The sequence below is a fragment of the Salmonella sp. SJTUF15570 genome (assembly GCF_043357055.1).
GTDB lineage: Bacteria > Pseudomonadota > Gammaproteobacteria > Enterobacterales > Enterobacteriaceae > Salmonella > Salmonella enterica.
Window position 1 is genome coordinate 102,977 of sequence record NZ_JBEUKJ010000005.1, and the last position, 18,072, is coordinate 121,048.

Consider the following 18,072-nt stretch of genomic DNA (forward strand, 5'->3'; position numbering starts at 1 on the left):
CCGGCGGGGGATCAGTTACCCAGACCGCGGCCTGCGTCTTTAGCTTCAATCAATTCGATTTTATAGCCATCCGGATCTTCAACGAAGGCGATGATGGTCGAACCGCCTTTTACCGGCCCCGCTTCACGGGTCACGTTACCGCCGTTCTGACGAATGCGTTCACAGGCTTCAGCAGCATTGTCAACGCTCAGCGCGATATGCCCGTACGCATTGCCCATGTCGTAGCTCTCAACGCCCCAGTTATAAGTTAGTTCGATGACCGCTTCTTCCGTTTCCGGACCATATCCCACAAAGGCCAGCGAGTATTTGTATTCCGGATTCTCACTGGTACGCAGCAATTTCATGCCCAGAACGTTAGTGTAAAAAGCGATGGAACGCTGCAAATCGCCGACGCGCAGCATAGTATGCAATAAACGCATTTTCGTTGTCCTTAAAATAGTCAAGATATTCAAAGTATAGCGGCGATGTGCGGCCGCTATCAATGAAATTACAGAGTAGGGTAGTCAGTGTAGCCTTCCGCGCCGCCGCCATAAAAACTTTCGGGACGCTGTGGATTGAGTTTCGCTTTACATTGCAGACGCGCTACCAGATCCGGGTTAGCGATGTAATCGCGACCAAACGCCACGGCGTCAATCAGCCCTTTTTCGATCAGATCTTCCGCTTTTTCTGGCGTATAGGCGCCCGCGCCGATGATGGGACCGTGGAAACGCGCGCGCACTTTTTCACGGAACGCGTCACTGTACGGTTCGCCGCCCGCCCAGTCTGGTTCAGACATATGCAGATAAGCAATGCCGCGTTTGCCTAACGCTTCAATCAGATAAAGGGCGTCAGCTTCTTCATTCGGGCCGTTATCGACATTCTGGAAAGTGCCGACAGGAGAAAGGCGGATGCCGATACGGTCCGCGCCCCATTCCTTAATGCCGGCATCAACCACCTCCAACACCAGACGGGCGCGATTCTCTACGCTGCCGCCGTACTGATCGGTACGGTGATTAGAAGACGGTGAGAGGAACTGGTGCAGCAGATAACCGTGCGCGGAGTGCAGCTCCACCAGATCGAAGCCTGCCTCTCGGGCATTGGCGATAGCCAGGCGGAAATCGTTGACGATCCCGGGGATCTCATGAGTATCCAGCGCGCGCGGCGTGGAAGTTTCTACGCGGATGGCCTGGCCGTTTTCGTCACGCAAAGAGGTGCGGGTTCCCGCATTGATAGCGGATGGCGCGACGGGCGCTTGTCCGCCTGGTTGCAGGCTGGCGTGTGAAATACGGCCCGTATGCCACAGTTGCACCGCCATATGGCCGCCCTGGGCATGGACTCCCTGAGTGATTTTTTTCCAGGCGGCGATCTGCTCATCGCTGTGTAATCCCGGTGCGCCGGCATAGCCTTTCGCCTGTGCGGAGATTTGTGTGGCTTCGCTGATGATCAATCCGGCGCTGGCGCGTTGACGGTAATATTCCGCCATTAACGGCGTAGGAATGTCGCCCGGTTCAATACTCCGCAAACGCGTCAAAGGCGCCATAAATACGCGATTTGTCGCCGTGATGGCACCCACCTTGAGGGGGGTAAACAGTTTTGCTGATGACATAGTGGCTCCTGATATAAGTAGACCGGTCGTCTTGTAATAAAGGAAATAAAAACGCCCGTTACTGCTCAGGCGTTGCAATGATGGTCTTAACATGCGCCAACGCATTTTCCAGCGGCGCGGCGCTACAGGATATTTTGGCCTGCAAATTGGCGCCCAGCCACAGGGCATAAAGTACCTGCGCCTGTGGCAACGGCTGGCCGGTGAAATGTAAACAGTGGCTATTACGGCCATCTTCCAGCGCGCGTGCAAGCAGTGCCATGATCTCCTGCGCCCCTTTATCCATCGTAGAGCGCATATCCTCCGACAGATCGCAGACCTCCGCTGACAGTTTCACCGTCAGGCAACCGCTAATGGCGCCTTGCTGGCAAAACTGCTTTAACGTTTCCTGATACCAGGCGAGAAGACGATCGCGATGATTACCGGGACCGGAGGTGAAGTGCGCCGTAAGACGCTGATGATAGCAGGCGTAATGTCGCTCAAGCATGGCGACGCCGAAGGCTTCTTTCGAGCGAAAGTAGTGATAAAACGACCCTTTAGGCACCTGGGCGGTTTTGAGCAACTCGCTAAGCCCCATGCCGGTAAAACCCCGTTGCATACAAAGCTGCTCGCCGGTGGCCAGCAGATGTTCGCGGGTATCGTGTTCGGTTTGCTTATTCATGACAGGCAGTATAGTAGACCAGTCGGTCTACTGCAAGCAGAGTTGCCATAATGTCAGTTAGCGTCTTCAATAGTCATAAGCGCCAAACGTTGAGGAGGGGATGTGGCCGAGCAGTTGGAGTTTTTTCCTGTAGCAAGCCCATGTCGCGGTATCTGTCAGTCTGATGAGCGTGGCTTTTGTCGGGGATGTATGCGCAGCCGCGACGAACGCTTTAACTGGCAAAAAATGAGCGATGCCGAGAAACAAAATGTACTGCGGCTTTGTCGCCAGCGTTTCTTGCGTAAAATACGCGCAAATAAGCCTCTCCCATCGGAAGATCCTCAACAACCTTCACTCTTTTAAACGCGGAATTGCGTATACTCAACCTCATTATTCTCTATGAGGAATCTGTTATGGTTCAGCGTGTCACCATCGCTCCACAAGGCCCGGAGTTTTCGCGTTTTGTCATGGGTTACTGGCGTTTGATGGACTGGAATATTTCCGCGCGTCAGTTAGTGAGTTTTATCGAAGAACATCTGGATTTGGGCGTCACCACCGTTGACCATGCGGACATTTATGGCGGTTATCAGTGCGAAGCGGCGTTTGGCGAGGCGCTAACGCTGGCGCCGCATTTGCGGGAAAAACTGCAAATCGTTACCAAATGCGGTATTGCGACCACCGCCAGAGCGGAAAATAGGCTCGGTCATTATATTACCGATCGCCGCCATATTATTCTGAGCGCCGAACAGTCATTAAAAAATCTGGCGACAGATTATCTGGATATGTTGTTAATTCACCGTCCCGATCCGTTAATGGATGCGGATGACGTCGCCGAGGCGTTTCAACATCTGCACCAAAGCGGCAAAGTGCGCCATTTTGGCGTTTCTAATTTTACGCCAGCGCAATTTACGTTACTGCAATCGCGCCTGCCGTTCACCCTGGCGACCAACCAGGTGGAGATCTCGCCGGTTCACCAGCCTTTGTTGCTGGACGGCACATTAGATCAATTACAGCAACTGCGTATTCGTCCGATGGCCTGGTCATGTCTTGGCGGCGGTCGTCTGTTTAATGATGAGGCTTATCAGCCGTTGCGCCAGGAACTTTCCGTTATCGCGCAAGAACTCAACGCCAGTTCTATTGAACAGGTGGTCTATGCCTGGATTTTACGTTTGCCGTCGCAGCCGCTGCCGATTATTGGCTCGGGTAAAATCGAACGCGTACGCGCCGCACTAGAAGCGGAAACGCTGTCATTGTCGCGTCAACAGTGGTTCCGAATCCGCAAGGCGGCACTGGGTTATGACGTGCCGTAATCGCCAACTCGTTGACTTTCCGTTCATGTTTTCGCCAGTGGTTTACACTTAACAGGCGACCACATGTAACGGAGGTTTTATGAAGCGATTAAGTTTAGCGATAGTAACGCTGTTGGCCTGCGCGGGTGCGCAGGCCGCCAGCGAGAAAGTAGAGATGAACCTGGTGACGGCGCAAGGCGTAGGACAGTCTATCGGCACCGTCGTCATCGATGAAACCGAAGGCGGCTTAAAATTTACCCCACACCTTAAAGCGTTGCCGCCGGGCGAGCATGGTTTTCACATTCATGCCAACGGTAGCTGCCAGCCCGCGATTAAAGACGGCAAAGCGGTTGCCGCAGAAGCCGCTGGTGGTCATCTGGACCCACAAAATACCGGTAAGCATGAAGGACCGGAAGGCCAGGGGCATCTGGGCGACCTCCCGGTGTTAGTCGTTAATAATGATGGTATCGCCACCGAACCGGTTACTGCGCCGCGTCTGAAGTCTCTTGATGAAGTGAAAGATAAAGCGCTCATGATCCATGTGGGCGGCGATAACATGTCCGATCAGCCGAAACCGCTCGGCGGCGGCGGAATGCGTTACGCCTGCGGCGTCATTAAATAACCCGGAGACAGCGTTCCCTGTGCTGGAGCCTGTTCCAGCTGCGACAGCGAACAGTGTAAACGCCAGATAATCGCCGCCAGCTCATGCGCGGCGGGTTGATGATGATGTGCGAGCGTGTCGCAGATACGCTGTAGTTCCTGTAGCGTGACGGCAAGCGGGCGTTGCTGCACGCCGCGCTCGCTCATCACATCGCGCAGCAGGGATATACAAATATCCCGCACCCGGGAAAGCGGATCGGAACGCGACTCCCAGGCGCGCAGCTGCCACACCACATGCGAGCAGTTCAGCAGTACCACTCCCCAACGTAATAACCACCGGCGCGCCAGCGCATCCTGGCTATTGCTGAGCTGACTGACGTGATGATAGGTCAGCGACTCAAACTCGCTTTCGCTATGGGAAGGGTGACGGCTAAGCTGATCGACGAAATCCCGGCGTAGCGCGCGGATATGGCGGCGGCTTTTTACGGCATCGGAACCGGGGCGCAAAATCGCAAACGCCAGCCAGGAAATCGCGACGCCGACGATCTTGGCGGTATTATCGTTAAGGAAGTCGGCGAAGTCGTACACCGGCGGATTGGTCACGGCGATGAATGAGCCCATAAAAACGATAAGCTGCCCCCACAGTCCCGCCAGCTTAGGCATCTGCAGTTTAAGCAGTTGCATCGTGACGAACAGCGGAAAAAGGAAAAGCAAGAATTGCCACAGATCGGTGATTTGCACCATCAGGCCAAATTTCACCACGAAGCTGAATAAGGACAGCAGCACTAAAGTACGCATCAATAAGGTGAGCGACTTAAACGGCGTGGCGACGATGGAGTAGAGAACGCAACTGATCGCCGCCAGGGTTAATGCGCCGGGCCCGGATTCCCATTGCGCGCCAATACTCCAGGCGCCAATCACCGTGAGCGTGCAAAAGGTACGTACGCCGCTCCAGATGGCCTCTGCGTTATCCGTATGCCGTGCAAGGCCGGGAGTGCGGCGGATATGGATTTGATCCACCGGCGCGCCGCTTTCGATCAGATATAACTGGCGGCTGCTGCGCAGATATAAGTGGCAAAAATAGCGTAATCGCTGCCAGAACGCGAGGTGACGATAATCCTGTTCATCCTGCGGGCGTAGCGGCGCAATAATCCGCGCCACGGTGTAGCTGTCCGCGCGCGGTTTCGCTAGCGCGGCTAAGAGTTGTTCAATAACTTCGCGGCTGTTTTCCGGCGGCGTCGGCCAGTTTAAAAGCATTCTACGCAGACTGGAGATCACGCTGGTTAGCCGTAATTGCTGGTGTAACAATGCATTTAGCAATGCATTCTGGCGGCGAAAACGGTAGTGACTCCAGAAGGCCTGAATACGCAGCAGGTTCATGGTCAGGATTTGCCCAATCACGCCCTCATGCGCGGAGCGGATAGCGTCGGTAGTCTCCGGCTGCCACAGTAGACTGGCATGTTCCAGCAAGCGTGCATGCATGTTTTTCAACGCGGTGAGCAGGGCAGTGCCATCCGATGTGCTGGGTAGGATCATCATCATCATGCCGCCACAGAGGATGCCGACGATAACTTCACATACACGTGCCTGGGCGATATCCCACAACTGCGTGATTTCTACAATATTAACCATCGGGAACGCGATGATCGCCGCCGTGTAGCCGGACAACTGGAAAGCATAAGCGGCATTATTGGTAAAATGCGCGCAGGCCCAGGTACAAAAACCGATCCAGGCGGCCATGCTAAATAAGAACAACCAGGGTTCATTCAGCGTATGGCCAGCAATAATTAACGCGGCGGTCGCGCCGAGTAAACTCCCGGCAATACGCCCCAGACTTTTACTGATTACGCCGCCTACGGTCGGAAAGCTCACCACTGCGGCCGAAGTCATCGCCCAGTAGGGCTCATCCAGATTGAGATAATAAGCGAATGTCAGCGCGAGACACATGGCAATGGTATTGCGCAACGCGTAACGCCACTGGCCGGAGGTCGCTTTAAACCAGGGCGTATTTCGCAGGGCCGGCAGGGAGAGTTTCATTACCGCTGTCCAATGGCTACGCTGCAGGTAGTGCCGGAGACGAGCGTGATATCCTGCGGCAAAGCGTCAAATTCGATACGTACCGGTACGCGTTGCGCCAGACGTACCCACGGTACGTTGGGTTTGATATCGGGCACTAAACCGGAGTCGCTTTCCACGCTTTGGTCGTAAATAGCGCGCCCGATACTGCCAACGTGACCCTGTAACTTAATATTGCCACTATACAGTGTTATTAATGCAGGTTCACCTTCGCGGATATGGCGTAGTTTGGTTTCTTCGAAATATCCCATTACATAAAATGAATGGCTATCTACCAGGGCGAAAAGCGGCTTACCGGTACTGGCATAATCACCGGTACGCGTGGAAAGGTTGGTCACCCAGCCGGATACCGGCGCTTTTACTTCCGTCTGGCTAAGCTGCCACTGCGCCTGTTTTAACGTCGCCAGTGCGACATCTACGCTGGCCTGCATCGCTTTAACATTCAGATTGGCGCTATCCAGATCTTCAGCAGAGATGTAGTTACGCGATAAATGTCGACGTCGATCGGCTTCATTATTCGCTTTTGCCAGATCGGACTGCGCTTTGGCCAACTGCGCCTGCGCGTTAAGTTCTGCAATATGGAAGGGCGTTTTATCAATGACAAAAAGAACGTCCCCGGCGTTGACGAACTGATTATCTTTGATATTGAGTTGGGTAATGCTGCCAGAAACCTGCGGCGTTACGCTGACCTGTTCCGCGCGGATTTTACCATCGCGCGTCCACGGTGACTGCATATAGTAATTCCATAACCACCATGCGGCCAGAACGGCGACGACGGCGACAATGAGAGTAGAAAAATATTTTATTGTTTTTAACGACATATTTACCACGCGATCAGTAAAACGAGGCCCAGACATACGCAAAGCGTAAAGAGGGAGAGATCCATTAACAGGGGATGCCAGATTTCATCAGAGTATATCCGGTCACGCAGGAGTCGGTGAATAAACAACCAGATAACGAACCCAAGCGCAAAGGCTTTAAAGAATGGCGGAAAGTAAACAGATGCTCCCAACATGAGATCTTGTAAGGGCAATCCTGTGGCGTTGAGTATACACTTCACAAGCAATGTTCCTTTGCGTCAGACATCGATGCTTTAGTTTTAGCCAAAACTGAAGCTACAGGTGCCAGGTGCGCACTATGTCTGAAAAAATGTCTATTGGTAAGCAAATTTAGCAATACATTTGTTTTGAGAATACAAATACTGCACACTATTCTAAAATCAGCATAATAACTTAGCAAGCTAATTATAAGGAGATGAAATTGGAATCGCCACTAGGTTCTGATCTGGCACGGTTGGTGCGCATTTGGCGTGCTCTGATTGACCATCGCCTCAAGCCTCTGGAATTGACGCAGACACATTGGGTCACGTTGCACAATATTCATCAATTGCCGCCTGACCAGTCGCAGATTCAATTGGCTAAAGCGATAGGCATTGAGCAGCCATCGCTGGTACGCACGTTGGATCAACTTGAAGATAAGGGGCTAATTTCGCGGCAAACCTGCGCCAGCGATCGTCGCGCTAAGCGGATTAAACTGACCGAAAAAGCGGAGCCGCTGATCGCTGAGATGGAAGAGGTCATTCATAAAACGCGCGGTGAAATTTTGGCTGGGATTTCTTCAGAGGAGATTGAGCTTCTGATTAAACTTGTCGCTAAACTTGAACACAACATTATGGAATTGCACTCTCACGATTGAGGTGCAGGGGCATACGTGTGGCCATGTGACCACACGTAAAGCCTGGTTTAGCGTGGAGAGACAGTAACCTGGCTGCCGTTGCTGGCCAGCACGACACGCTGACCTGCCGAGAAACGCGTATTTCCTTGTTTCTGCACAACCATAATGGTGTTGCCATCGTCTTTACGAATTTCCAGTTCCACACCCTGGGTTTTATTCATTGCGCTCTGGACGCCCTGGCCCGCTACGCCACCAGCCACCGCGCCTGCCGCGGTCGCCAGTGAACGACCCGTACCGCCGCCGATAGTGTTGCCGAGGAATCCGCCCAACACCGCGCCGCCGATAGCGCCAATCACGTTAGAATCATCACCGCCCTGAATTTGAACCGGACGAACGTTAACGATAGTACCGTACGTTACATTCTGAACTTGTTTAGCCTCGGATGCGGTATAAACATCACCCGAAAGGCTATCATTGTTAACACACCCAGCTAAGGATAACCCCATCAGTGAAACGGCCAGTACACGTTTAATCATTTACCCATCTCCTGTTCTTCACGAAACGCTATTTCAGCATCCCTATAGCTAAATTATATGGCATTTATGCAGTTAAGGTCATATCTTCTGCCGAAAGAATGTAAAAATCATAATCAGAAGTTAATTAACTAATCTTAAACGAAGTGGGAAGCAAGAAAAGATAGGTTATTGATATCCGTGGACGGCACGGCAAAAAACGTGACGCGGGCATCGCATTGCAAAATACGTTATGCCGAGTGTTAAGGCTTAACCCAGCTTAATAAGGAAGAGGTATGAAATCGGGCCGTTTTATTGGCGTTATGTCCGGGACCAGCCTTGATGGCGTGGATGTTGTACTGGCGGCAATTGATGAAACCATGGTTGCGCAACAGGCAAGTCTCACCTGGCCCATTCCCGTTCATCTGAAAAAAGGCATTCTCGATATTTGCCAGGGACAACCGCTTACGCTCTCGCAACTCGGCCAGCTGGATACCCAGTTAGGCCGGCTTTTTGCACAGGCGGTTAATGCGCTGTTAGCGCAACAACGTTTGCAGCCGCGGGATATCGTCGCCATTGGTTGTCATGGGCAAACGGTCTGGCATGAGCCGACCGGCGAGGCCCCGCATACGCTGCAAATTGGCGATAATAATCACATCGTCGCCCATACGGGGATTACAGTGGTCGGCGATTTTCGGCGGCGGGATATTGCGCTGGGCGGACAAGGCGCGCCGCTGGTGCCCGCTTTCCATCACGCGCTGTTGGGACATCCGACGGAAAAACGTATGGTCCTGAATATCGGCGGCATCGCCAATTTATCTCTGCTTTTCCCCGGACAGGCGGTGCGCGGGTACGACACGGGGCCGGGTAATATGTTGATGGATGCGTGGATTTGGCGACAATGCGCGCAGCCCTACGACAAAGACGCGGCATGGGCGAAAGAAGGTCAGGTTATTCTTCCATTGCTGCAAAAGATGTTGCGCGATCCGTACTTTGCTGCGTCGGCGCCCAAAAGTACAGGACGCGAATATTTCAACTATGGCTGGTTAGAGCGCCATCTTACGGCTTTCCCTGGCGCAGACGCGCGCGATGTACAGGCCACGCTGGCGGAGCTGACGGCGGTCTCCATCGCCCAACAGGTGCTGCTCAATGGCGGCTGCGAGCGGCTGATGGTCTGTGGCGGCGGAAGCCGGAATCCGTTAGTGATGGCCCGTCTGGCGGCGCTGTTGCCCGGTATCGAGGTTTCGACCACCGATAAGGCGGGGATCAGCGGCGATGATATGGAAGCGCTGGCCTTTGCATGGCTTGCCTGGCGAACGCTCGCGGGCCTGCCGGGAAATTTACCTTCCGTGACGGGGGCTACAGAAGCCAGTGTTTTAGGCGCTATTTACCCGGCTAACCCAATAACTCAGAGTTAACTGAATTTTTCCCGGACCCTATATCAGTAAACTAGCAAGGTCAGGAAGGGGCGTTTGCCCTTCCAGAAGCAGGAGAGCTTTCGGGATATGCCTATGAAAAAGATCGCAATAATGTGTTTACCTGTGCTGCTGACCGGCTGTAGCGTTTATCAACAATTTGTTGAACGTATGCAAACGGATACGCTGGAATACCAGTGTGATGAGAAGCCGCTTACCGTTAAAGTCAATAACCCGCGTGAAGAGGTCAGTTTTGTTTATGACAATAAGCTGCTGACCCTGAAGCAAGGAATCTCGGCCTCGGGCGCGCGTTATACCGACGGGATTTATGTTTTCTGGTCGCAAGGCGAGAGCGCCACGGTCTATAAGCGAGACAGAATTGTGCTTAATAACTGTCAGTTACAAAATCCGAAGCGTTGAGATTTTCAGTATGGGGGCGCACAATAGCGCCACCCACTGATTATTTCTGATCAACGCCATGTCTGATAACGACCAATTGCAGCAGATCGCGCATCTGCGCCGTGAATACACGAAAGGCGGCTTGCGTCGCCGCGATTTACCCGCTGAACCGTTAACCTTATTTGAGCGCTGGCTTGGGCAAGCGTGCGACGCCAGACTGGCCGATCCGACGGCAATGGTCGTGGCGACCGTAGATGACAAGGGGCAACCGTACCAGCGTATTGTATTGCTCAAGCATTACGATGAAAAAGGCCTGGTCTTTTATACCAACCTGGGAAGCCGCAAGGCGCATCAAATTGAGCACAATCCGCGTATCAGCCTGTTATTTCCCTGGCATATGCTTGAACGCCAGGTGATGGTGACAGGCAAAGCCGAGCGTCTCTCCACTCTTGAGGTGGTGAGGTATTTCCACAGCCGTCCGCGCGACAGCCAGATCGGCGCATGGGTCTCTAAACAATCCAGCCGCATTTCCGCGCGCGGTATCCTCGAAAGCAAATTCCTGGAGCTCAAGCAGAAGTTTCAACAGGGCGAAGTGCCGTTACCCAGCTTCTGGGGTGGTTTTCGCGTGAGTATCGAACAGATGGAGTTCTGGCAGGGCGGCGAACATCGTCTGCACGATCGCTTTTTATACCAACGCGACGACGGCGCATGGAAAATCGACCGTCTTGCGCCCTAAAGATGCAAAAATCTTGTTTTAAGCACTGGTGCGGATGAATCCGCCGTTTTATGCTATGTCTCTTTCGCGTCTGGCGAAAAGTCGTGTACCGGCAAAGGTGCAGTCGTTTTATACATGGAGATTTTGATGGCAAGCAGTAACTTGATTAAACAATTGCAAGAGCGGGGGCTGGTAGCCCAGGTGACGGACGAAGACGCGTTGGCAGAGCGACTGGCGCAAGGCCCGATCGCGCTCTATTGCGGCTTCGATCCTACCGCTGACAGCTTGCATTTGGGGCATCTGGTTCCATTGTTATGCCTGAAACGCTTCCAGCAGGCAGGGCACAAACCTGTTGCGCTGGTAGGCGGCGCGACCGGTCTGATTGGCGACCCGAGCTTCAAAGCCGCCGAGCGTAAACTGAACACTGAAGAGACCGTTCAGGAGTGGGTGGCGAAAATTCGTAAACAGGTTGCCCCATTCCTGGACTTTGATTGCGGCGAAAACTCCGCCATCGCGGCCAATAACTATGACTGGTTCGGCAGCATGAATGTGCTGACTTTCCTGCGCGATATCGGTAAACATTTTTCCGTTAATCAGATGATCAACAAAGAAGCGGTGAAGCAGCGTCTGAACCGTGACGATCAGGGTATCTCTTTCACGGAGTTCTCTTATAACCTGCTACAGGGGTACGACTTCGCTTGTCTGAATAAACTGCACGGCGTTGCCTTACAGATTGGCGGTTCTGACCAGTGGGGGAACATCACTTCCGGTATCGACCTGACCCGTCGCCTGCACCAGAATCAGGTATTTGGTTTGACCGTTCCGCTGATCACCAAAGCTGACGGCACGAAATTCGGTAAAACCGAAGGCGGCGCTGTCTGGCTGGATCCGAAGAAAACCAGTCCGTACAAATTCTACCAGTTCTGGATTAACACCGCAGATGCCGATGTTTATCGCTTCCTGAAATTCTTCACTTTTATGGACATTGAAGAGATCAATGCCCTGGAAGAAGAAGATAAAAACAGCGGTAAAGCGCCGCGCGCGCAGTATGTGCTGGCCGAGCAGGTGACGCGCCTGGTTCATGGTGAAGAGGGGCTGGTCGCGGCGAAACGGATCACCGAATGCCTGTTCAGCGGTTCACTGAGCGCGCTGAGCGAAGCTGACTTTGAGCAGTTGGCGCAGGACGGCGTACCGATGGTTGAAATGGAAAAAGGCGCCGACCTGATGCAGGCGCTGGTAGACGCCGAACTCCAGCCGTCGCGTGGTCAGGCGCGTAAGACTATCGCCTCCAACGCTGTCACTATCAATGGTGAAAAACAATCCGATCCTGAATACATCTTTAACGATGAGGACCGTCTGTTTGGCCGCTATACCTTATTACGTCGCGGCAAAAAGAACTATTGTCTGATTTGCTGGAAATAAGGCATTAAGTAACAGGGAGTGAGAAATCACTCCCTTATTTTTGATGTTCAGGTAAAAAAATGAAGAATATCCTCGCTATCCAGTCCCATGTTGTTTTCGGACATGCGGGCAACAGCGCCGCCGAATTTCCCATGCGCCGTCTTGGCGCGAATGTTTGGCCGCTGAATACCGTTCAGTTTTCTAACCACACGCAATATGGTAAATGGACCGGCTGTGTCATGCCGCCCAGCCATCTGACTGAGATTGTCCAGGGGATTGCGGACATTGGCCAGTTAGCGCACTGCGACGCCGTACTTAGCGGTTACCTGGGATCTGCCGAGCAGGGAGAACACATTCTCGGTATTGTGCGCCAGGTTAAAGCGGCAAATCCGCAGGCAAAATATTTCTGCGATCCCGTGATGGGGCATCCGGAAAAGGGCTGTATCGTGGCGCCTGGCGTCGCAGAGTTCCATGTGCGTTATGCGCTACCCGCCAGCGATATTATCGCGCCTAACCTGATTGAACTGGAAATTCTCAGCAAACATAGCGTGAATAGTGTGGATGACGCCGTGCAGGCGGCGCGCGAACTGATTGCTCAGGGGCCAGAAATTGTACTGGTAAAACATCTCGCCCGCGCCGGTTACAGTTCAGAACGCTTTGAAATGCTGCTGGTGACAGCGCAGGAAGCCTGGCATATTAGCCGTCCGCTGGTGGATTTCGGCTCACGTCAGCCGGTTGGCGTTGGCGATGTCACCAGTGGTTTATTGCTGGTCAAACTTTTGCAGGGCGCGACGTTGCAGCAGGCGCTGGAGCACGTTACGGCGGCAGTCTATGAGATTATGATCGCCACCAAAACGATGCAGGAGTACGAACTGCAGGTCGTGGCGGCCCAGGACAGGATCGCTAACCCTGAACATTACTTCAGCGCAACGCGGCTGTAATTATTGCTGCTAAAAAGAGGCCGGATGGCGGTACAGCGAGCTATCCGGCAACATGACATTAATTCAGTCCTTCCGCTTTAAGCGCTGCCGCAACGGTCGGTCTTTTTGCGACACGCTGCATATAACTTTCAATATGCGTTAACCCGTCCATATTCAGTTTTACGCCATAGGCCCAACGCAATACGGTAAACAGATAAGCGTCTGCAATGGTAAAACGCTGGCCGCAAATCCACTGGTCGTCTGAAAGCGACTCATCCACATACTGCAATTTCTTTTCCAGACCGGCGCGAACGGCGGGTTTGAGTGTTTCCGGCGTGTCAGGGCGGAACAGCGGGGTAAAGCCTTTATGCAGTTCCGTTGCAATATAGTTGAGCCATTCCAGCGTATGATAGCGAGCAAGACTACTTACCGGCGCCAGAAGCTGGCGGTCGGGAACGCTGTCGGCGAGGTACTGCATAATGGCGACGCCTTCAGTCAACAGTGTGCCGTCATCCAGCAGCAGAGCCGGAACCTGTCCTTTAGGGTTGACTGCCAGGTAATCATCACCGTTTTCCAGGCGTTTTTTTGCGAGATCGACGCCATCAAGCGTAAAGTCTTTGCCAATTTCGCGCAGGGTAATATGGGAAGCAAGAGAGCAGGCACCCGGTTTGTAGAACAGTTTCATCGGTAACTCCTTTTTGCTGAGGTTTAAAGTATGGTAGTGCGGGGACGTGCAAAAAAAAAGCCGCTAACGCACAGTTAGCGGCCTGAATGTTGTTTCCCGGAAAATTAAACTGTAGCGGCTTTAGAGCCTTTTTCAGCGGTATCATCGTCCTGGGTCATACGGTTCAGCTTAGGCGCTGTCAGCAGCATCAGGACGGCGATAACGGCAGTTGCTATGCCAATCTGCATAAATACGCGACCATAGACTTCCAGGGACATCAGCGGGTCAGTCACGTCGCTCGGCACAGCCATCAGGTTGGCGACATAACCGCCGATGATGTTAGCGCCTGCCGTTGTCAGGAACCAGCTACCCATGATGAAACCCATCAGACGCTGCGGAACCAACTGTGCGACCATTGCCAGTCCCAGACCGGAGATCATCAGCTCACCGATACTTTGCAGGCCGTAGCTCGCGATCAGCCAGTTTACGGATACGATGCCGGCATCGTTCGCAAATTTGGCGCCCAGCGGCAGAATCAGGAACGCGCCGGAACACAGCACCATACCAATGGCGAATTTCATCGGCATCGGCAGCGTATCGCCCATCCTGTTATAGATAGCGGCCAGAATCGGGCTGCCGATAATGATCCAGAATGGGTTCAGCGCCTGATACTGTTCCGGTTCGAACGCGATACCGAGAATAGAGTGCTCGACGTTACGAATGGCAAAGAAGTTCAGCGACGTCGGCATCTGGCTGTACAGTACGAAGAAGATAATCGCCTGCAGCATCAAAATAAAGGCGACGATCATTTTACGGCGAGCCGCGCCGTGCATGGAAAACGCTTCTTTACCGAAGATAATGACGATGCCAAGAGCGATTACGCCCAGCACCATACGCGCGATATCCTGGTTGTGCAGCAGCCAGGTGGCGACCGCAATCAGAACGACAATACCCACGATTGTCAGCAGCAGATTACGGAAGTTGATCGGTTCAAAGTCGGGTTTGGAACCGTAGCTTTTCACCCAGAGCTGGCAGAAAGCAAAGTTAACGACGGTTATCAGCATACCGACGACGCTAAGCGCAAACGCGGTGCTCCAGCCATAACGCGCCGCCAGCCACGGCGTCGCCAGCATAGAGAAGAAGGAGCCGATGTTGACGGACATATAATACATCGTAAATGCGCCGTCGAGACGCGGATCGTCCTTCGCGTAACAGGTAGACAGCAGGGAAGACGGGTTAGCTTTAAACAGACCGTTACCCACAGCGATAGCCGCCATGCCCATATAGACGATGCCAGCGTCATGACCAGACCATGCGACCAGCGCATAACCGATAGCCAGCACCACGGCACCCAGCATAATAACGCGTTTGGTGCCCAGAATTTTATCACCTAACCAACCGCCAATGGCGACCAGGCCGTACACCAGCGCACTGAAGGAAGAGAAAAGGGTGATGGAATCCGCTTCTGACATACCCAGTTGTTTTACCAGGTAGACGGCCATAATGCCTTGCAGGCCGTAATAACCAAAACGCTCCCATAACTCTATCGAGAAGATGAGATAGAACGCCTTCGGTTGTTTGAAAGCGTTCAAACTGACGCTTTCAGTTGGTTTTTTGTTTGCAGTAGACACTTTTACCTCTTTTTTACGCCCCGTATTAACAGGGATTGTCTGGCGCGTGATGAGTCAGACTCATCCGTCCGATTGTTATATTGGAGGGGAAACGGCAGGTAATGTTCACTATCTTTCCTCTCCAGACAAGAGCTTTGTAATAATCTGTTACATATAACTCTTCTGGTTGAATCGTCCGATGTCAGAAATGTTATCCAGCGTTAAATTTCTTCATTTGAAGAATGGCAGATTTTTACACTGCAAAAAGGCCATTGGTTTGGGTGAAAGGCGATATCTTCTGCTATTTAAGGTGAAAAGCAGTGATATAGGCCATTATCTGAAAAAATGGCAGAGTAATGTTTTGTAGTGAAAACGGGGCGTCAGTCTATCCGGTTGTAAATGTAACCTTAGATGTCATTAAATTTCACATGAAGTTATCAAAGTGATCCTGATCACGGATAGATAGAATTTTTTGCGATTAAAAAAATGATTAACCTGACGTGGAGTGAAAACGAAAGCACATTACATCAGAAAAAGGACAGAGACTGGAATGATTGATGGCTAAAATAGATCCAGGCCGAAGGTGGGAGCGCGCTGGCGTGACGGACGCACTCCGACCATATCAAATATCGACTTTTTCTTTGTATTCGCAAAGATCTTCAATGAGGCAGGAGCCGCAGCGGGGTTTTCGGGCGATACAGGTATAGCGGCCATGCAAAATTAACCAGTGATGGCAGTCCACTTTGAACTCATTCGGCACCACTTTCAGCAACTTCTCTTCTACCTGCTCGACATTTTTACCCGGCGCGAACTGCGTTCGGTTGCATACACGAAATATATGCGTATCAACGGCGATGGTCGGCCAGCCGAAGGCGGTATTTAGTACTACGTTAGCGGTTTTACGCCCCACGCCGGGAAGCGCTTCCAGCGCCGCCCGATCCTCCGGCACTTCGCCATTATGCTTGTCCAGTAAAATACGGCAGGTCTTAATCACGTTTTCCGCTTTACTGTTAAATAAGCCGATGGTTTTGATATAGGATTTCACGCCTTCAACGCCCAGTTCCAGCATCGCGGCTGGCGTATTGGCGACCGGGTAAAGTTTGGCGGTCGCCTTGTTCACGCTGACGTCGGTTGCCTGCGCGGAAAGCAACACGGCAATCAGCAACTCAAACGGCGACGTGAAATTGAGTTCCGTTGTGGGGTGCGGATTGCTGTCGCGCAGGCGCGTCAGAATTTCCAGCCTTTTTGCTTTGTTCATCAGACTTTCCCTGTTTCACCTGCCGGAACTGCGGAAGGCGCGGTTTCGGCGCGGCGTTTCTTCATTTTTTCATCAATAAGATATTTTACCGCCAGCATGAGCCCCAGGCCGATAAACGCGCCTGGCGGCAGCATCGCCAGCAGGAAAGGCGAGTCGGTGTGAAATATCTCGACCCGTAATACTTTTGCCCAGCCTCCCAGCAGGCTATCCGCGCCATCGAAAAGCGTACCATTCCCGAGGATCTCGCGCAGCGAACCCAGCACGAACATCGCGCCTGTCGCGCCCATGCCGATGGAAAAACCGTCCAACGCGGAAAGCCACGGTCCTTTTTTCGCGGCAAACGCTTCGGCGCGACCAACAACAATGCAGTTCGTTACAATCAGAGGAATAAAAATCCCTAAAGACTGATACAAACCGAACGCATACGCATTGATCAGCATCTGTACTGCGCTTACCACCGAGGCAATGATCATGACGTAAATCGGGATACGGATTTCTGCCGGCGTCCAGCGACGTAGTGCGGACACCGTAAGGTTGGTCAGCGTTAATACCAGCGTTGTGGCCAGACCCAGCCCCAGAGCGTTGGTTGCCGTAGACGTCACCGCCAGTAAAGGGCACAGGCCAAGTAGCTGCACCAGAGCAGAGTTATTTTTCCATAACCCCTGAACAACAATGTCTCTTATTTCGCTCATGGTTATTCTCCACAGGCGGTTAAATGGGGGAGCTGAGCGGGCAGTGATTCGGCGTACAGCCCGGCGCGTTTAACCGCATTCACTACGGCACGCGGCGTTATTGTCGCCCCGGTAAATTGATCAAAATCACCGCCATCTTTTTTCACCGCCCAGTGCGTATCATTTTCACCACTGATGGTTTTACCGCTAAAGTGGGTAATCCAGTCAGACAAACGGCGCTCAATTTTATCACCTAACCCTGGCGTCTCATGATGTTCCGTCACACGCGTCCCCAGGACGGTACCGTTGAAATCTGCGCCAACAATAAGCTGGATAGCGCCGGAATAGCCATCTGGCGCGGTGGCCTCAATGATGGCCGCTACGGGTTTATCATCCTTGCGAGCGATAAAAACACGGTGTGTGCCTTTGCCGAGGGCGGGCGCATCGACCAGATAACAGCTCTCTTGCAGATTATTATTGTAACGATCTGGCGGCAATACCTGATCGAACAGGGCATGTTGTTGTTGCAGCGCTTGTTCGTGGATGGTTGATTTTGTCATCTGATTAATCACCGCGGTCAATCCCGTAGAGCCTGCGGCAAAAAGCGCCAGCGTAATACCGTGTTTACGAATCGTTTTCAGCATGG

General features: G+C 52.7%; 21 protein-coding genes. 9 read left to right on the forward strand and 12 right to left on the reverse strand.

Annotation, left to right across the window (positions count from 1 at the left end):
• Window positions 1–11 precede the first annotated feature (11 nt).
• The 3 genes from gloA to ABVN44_RS11530 form a co-directional block, all read right to left on the reverse strand.
• Window positions 12–419 (reverse strand): lactoylglutathione lyase, encoded by a 408-nt coding sequence (gene gloA / locus ABVN44_RS11520; protein WP_001237787.1) that lies wholly within the window; start codon window positions 417–419, stop codon window positions 12–14.
• A 68-nt stretch (window positions 420–487) separates the two neighbouring features.
• Window positions 488–1,585, reverse strand: a complete 1,098-nt coding sequence (locus ABVN44_RS11525) for an alkene reductase (protein ID WP_023232036.1) — start codon at window positions 1,583–1,585, stop codon at window positions 488–490.
• Window positions 1,586–1,643: 58 nt separating this feature from the next.
• The gene (locus ABVN44_RS11530; protein WP_048348850.1) at window positions 1,644–2,243 is read right to left on the reverse strand and encodes a TetR/AcrR family transcriptional regulator; all 600 of its coding nucleotides are present in this window, start codon (window positions 2,241–2,243) and stop codon (window positions 1,644–1,646) included.
• A gap of 102 nt (window positions 2,244–2,345) precedes the next feature.
• Here ABVN44_RS11530 and ABVN44_RS11535 point away from each other — a divergent pair, with 102 nt between their 5' ends.
• From ABVN44_RS11535 to sodC2, 3 genes are all read left to right on the forward strand, one after another.
• Complete coding sequence (locus ABVN44_RS11535; RefSeq protein WP_001538148.1) at window positions 2,346–2,585, forward strand: DUF1289 domain-containing protein; 240 nt, start codon at window positions 2,346–2,348, stop codon at window positions 2,583–2,585.
• A gap of 50 nt (window positions 2,586–2,635) precedes the next feature.
• A complete protein-coding gene (locus ABVN44_RS11540; protein ID WP_063054242.1) occupies window positions 2,636–3,532 on the forward strand; it encodes an aldo/keto reductase family oxidoreductase in 897 nt (298 codons plus the stop codon).
• A 79-nt stretch (window positions 3,533–3,611) separates the two neighbouring features.
• Complete coding sequence (gene sodC2, locus ABVN44_RS11545; protein ID WP_000826812.1) at window positions 3,612–4,133, forward strand: superoxide dismutase [Cu-Zn] SodC2; 522 nt, start codon at window positions 3,612–3,614, stop codon at window positions 4,131–4,133.
• Here sodC2 and ABVN44_RS11550 read toward each other — a convergent pair.
• Genes ABVN44_RS11550 through ABVN44_RS11560 form a run of 3 tightly spaced genes read right to left on the reverse strand, consistent with a single transcriptional unit; the run spans window position 4,109 to window position 7,247 of the window.
• Window positions 4,109–6,148 (reverse strand): FUSC family protein, encoded by a 2,040-nt coding sequence (locus ABVN44_RS11550; RefSeq protein WP_000777612.1) that lies wholly within the window; start codon window positions 6,146–6,148, stop codon window positions 4,109–4,111. The genes sodC2 and ABVN44_RS11550 overlap by 25 nt on opposite strands.
• Window positions 6,148–7,008 (reverse strand): HlyD family secretion protein, encoded by an 861-nt coding sequence (locus tag ABVN44_RS11555; RefSeq protein WP_001518804.1) that lies wholly within the window; start codon window positions 7,006–7,008, stop codon window positions 6,148–6,150. The genes ABVN44_RS11550 and ABVN44_RS11555 overlap by 1 nt, the downstream gene beginning before the upstream one ends.
• Before the next feature lie 2 nt (window positions 7,009–7,010).
• A complete protein-coding gene (locus ABVN44_RS11560) occupies window positions 7,011–7,247 on the reverse strand; it encodes a DUF1656 domain-containing protein (RefSeq protein WP_000649755.1) in 237 nt (78 codons plus the stop codon).
• Window positions 7,248–7,441: 194 nt separating this feature from the next.
• Here ABVN44_RS11560 and slyA point away from each other — a divergent pair, with 194 nt between their 5' ends.
• Complete coding sequence (gene slyA / locus ABVN44_RS11565; RefSeq protein ID WP_000764554.1) at window positions 7,442–7,882, forward strand: transcriptional regulator SlyA; 441 nt, start codon at window positions 7,442–7,444, stop codon at window positions 7,880–7,882.
• Between the two features lie 47 nt (window positions 7,883–7,929).
• On the opposite strand, the gene slyB is transcribed toward slyA, so the two are convergent.
• Window positions 7,930–8,397: an outer membrane lipoprotein SlyB gene (gene slyB / locus ABVN44_RS11570; RefSeq protein ID WP_000597179.1), complete on the reverse strand. Its 468-nt coding sequence runs from the start codon at window positions 8,395–8,397 to the stop codon at window positions 7,930–7,932.
• A gap of 272 nt (window positions 8,398–8,669) precedes the next feature.
• Here slyB and anmK point away from each other — a divergent pair, with 272 nt between their 5' ends.
• The 5 genes from anmK to pdxY all read left to right on the forward strand — a co-directional run bounded on the left by anmK (window position 8,670) and on the right by pdxY (window position 13,244).
• The gene (gene anmK / locus ABVN44_RS11575; RefSeq protein WP_000835021.1) at window positions 8,670–9,791 is read left to right on the forward strand and encodes an anhydro-N-acetylmuramic acid kinase; all 1,122 of its coding nucleotides are present in this window, start codon (window positions 8,670–8,672) and stop codon (window positions 9,789–9,791) included.
• An 87-nt stretch (window positions 9,792–9,878) separates the two neighbouring features.
• Window positions 9,879–10,208 carry a C-type lysozyme inhibitor gene (gene mliC / locus ABVN44_RS11580; RefSeq protein WP_001132086.1) on the forward strand — a complete coding sequence of 110 codons (330 nt, stop codon included), beginning with the start codon at window positions 9,879–9,881 and terminating at the stop codon, window positions 10,206–10,208.
• 58 nt (window positions 10,209–10,266) lie between these two features.
• Complete coding sequence (gene pdxH / locus ABVN44_RS11585) at window positions 10,267–10,923, forward strand: pyridoxamine 5'-phosphate oxidase (RefSeq protein WP_001282334.1); 657 nt, start codon at window positions 10,267–10,269, stop codon at window positions 10,921–10,923.
• Between the two features lie 126 nt (window positions 10,924–11,049).
• Window positions 11,050–12,324 (forward strand): tyrosine--tRNA ligase, encoded by a 1,275-nt coding sequence (tyrS, locus tag ABVN44_RS11590; RefSeq protein ID WP_000168626.1) that lies wholly within the window; start codon window positions 11,050–11,052, stop codon window positions 12,322–12,324.
• 59 nt (window positions 12,325–12,383) lie between these two features.
• Window positions 12,384–13,244, forward strand: coding sequence for a pyridoxal kinase PdxY (pdxY, locus tag ABVN44_RS11595; protein WP_000789740.1), 861 nt, complete (start codon window positions 12,384–12,386; stop codon window positions 13,242–13,244).
• Window positions 13,245–13,302: 58 nt separating this feature from the next.
• Here the strand turns inward: pdxY and gstA are convergent, their stop codons facing one another.
• The 5 genes from gstA to rsxG form a co-directional block, all read right to left on the reverse strand.
• Complete coding sequence (gstA, locus tag ABVN44_RS11600; RefSeq protein ID WP_000765727.1) at window positions 13,303–13,908, reverse strand: glutathione transferase GstA; 606 nt, start codon at window positions 13,906–13,908, stop codon at window positions 13,303–13,305.
• 104 nt (window positions 13,909–14,012) lie between these two features.
• On the reverse strand, window positions 14,013–15,518 hold the full coding sequence (gene dtpA, locus ABVN44_RS11605) for a dipeptide/tripeptide permease DtpA (protein WP_052908347.1): 1,506 nt from the start codon (window positions 15,516–15,518) through the stop codon (window positions 14,013–14,015).
• A gap of 601 nt (window positions 15,519–16,119) precedes the next feature.
• Window positions 16,120–16,755, reverse strand: a complete 636-nt coding sequence (gene nth / locus ABVN44_RS11610; RefSeq protein ID WP_001030325.1) for an endonuclease III — start codon at window positions 16,753–16,755, stop codon at window positions 16,120–16,122.
• Window positions 16,755–17,447, reverse strand: coding sequence for an electron transport complex subunit E (locus ABVN44_RS11615; RefSeq protein ID WP_023232038.1), 693 nt, complete (start codon window positions 17,445–17,447; stop codon window positions 16,755–16,757). Before ABVN44_RS11615 ends, nth begins: the two co-directional genes overlap by 1 nt.
• Window positions 17,448–17,449: 2 nt before the next feature.
• Window positions 17,450–18,070, reverse strand: coding sequence for an electron transport complex subunit RsxG (gene rsxG, locus ABVN44_RS11620; protein WP_000920822.1), 621 nt, complete (start codon window positions 18,068–18,070; stop codon window positions 17,450–17,452).
• Window positions 18,071–18,072 lie beyond the last annotated feature (2 nt).

What these genes read in the sequence shown, in the direction of transcription:
- gloA (WP_001237787.1), bottom strand. Translation starts at nt 419, where the DNA reads ATGCGTTTATTGCATACTATGCTGCGCGTCGGCGATTTGCAGCGTTCC.
- ABVN44_RS11525 (WP_023232036.1), bottom strand. Translation starts at nt 1,585, where the DNA reads ATGTCATCAGCAAAACTGTTTACCCCCCTCAAGGTGGGTGCCATCACG.
- ABVN44_RS11530 (WP_048348850.1), bottom strand. Translation starts at nt 2,243, where the DNA reads ATGAATAAGCAAACCGAACACGATACCCGCGAACATCTGCTGGCCACC.
- ABVN44_RS11540 (WP_063054242.1), top strand. Translation starts at nt 2,636, where the DNA reads ATGGTTCAGCGTGTCACCATCGCTCCACAAGGCCCGGAGTTTTCGCGT.
- sodC2 (WP_000826812.1), top strand. Translation starts at nt 3,612, where the DNA reads ATGAAGCGATTAAGTTTAGCGATAGTAACGCTGTTGGCCTGCGCGGGT.
- ABVN44_RS11550 (WP_000777612.1), bottom strand. Translation starts at nt 6,148, where the DNA reads ATGAAACTCTCCCTGCCGGCCCTGCGAAATACGCCCTGGTTTAAAGCG.
- ABVN44_RS11555 (WP_001518804.1), bottom strand. Translation starts at nt 7,008, where the DNA reads ATGTCGTTAAAAACAATAAAATATTTTTCTACTCTCATTGTCGCCGTC.
- slyA (WP_000764554.1), top strand. Translation starts at nt 7,442, where the DNA reads ATGAAATTGGAATCGCCACTAGGTTCTGATCTGGCACGGTTGGTGCGC.
- slyB (WP_000597179.1), bottom strand. Translation starts at nt 8,397, where the DNA reads ATGATTAAACGTGTACTGGCCGTTTCACTGATGGGGTTATCCTTAGCT.
- anmK (WP_000835021.1), top strand. Translation starts at nt 8,670, where the DNA reads ATGAAATCGGGCCGTTTTATTGGCGTTATGTCCGGGACCAGCCTTGAT.
- mliC (WP_001132086.1), top strand. Translation starts at nt 9,879, where the DNA reads ATGCCTATGAAAAAGATCGCAATAATGTGTTTACCTGTGCTGCTGACC.
- pdxH (WP_001282334.1), top strand. Translation starts at nt 10,267, where the DNA reads ATGTCTGATAACGACCAATTGCAGCAGATCGCGCATCTGCGCCGTGAA.
- tyrS (WP_000168626.1), top strand. Translation starts at nt 11,050, where the DNA reads ATGGCAAGCAGTAACTTGATTAAACAATTGCAAGAGCGGGGGCTGGTA.
- pdxY (WP_000789740.1), top strand. Translation starts at nt 12,384, where the DNA reads ATGAAGAATATCCTCGCTATCCAGTCCCATGTTGTTTTCGGACATGCG.
- gstA (WP_000765727.1), bottom strand. Translation starts at nt 13,908, where the DNA reads ATGAAACTGTTCTACAAACCGGGTGCCTGCTCTCTTGCTTCCCATATT.
- nth (WP_001030325.1), bottom strand. Translation starts at nt 16,755, where the DNA reads ATGAACAAAGCAAAAAGGCTGGAAATTCTGACGCGCCTGCGCGACAGC.
- ABVN44_RS11615 (WP_023232038.1), bottom strand. Translation starts at nt 17,447, where the DNA reads ATGAGCGAAATAAGAGACATTGTTGTTCAGGGGTTATGGAAAAATAAC.
- rsxG (WP_000920822.1), bottom strand. Translation starts at nt 18,070, where the DNA reads ATGCTGAAAACGATTCGTAAACACGGTATTACGCTGGCGCTTTTTGCC.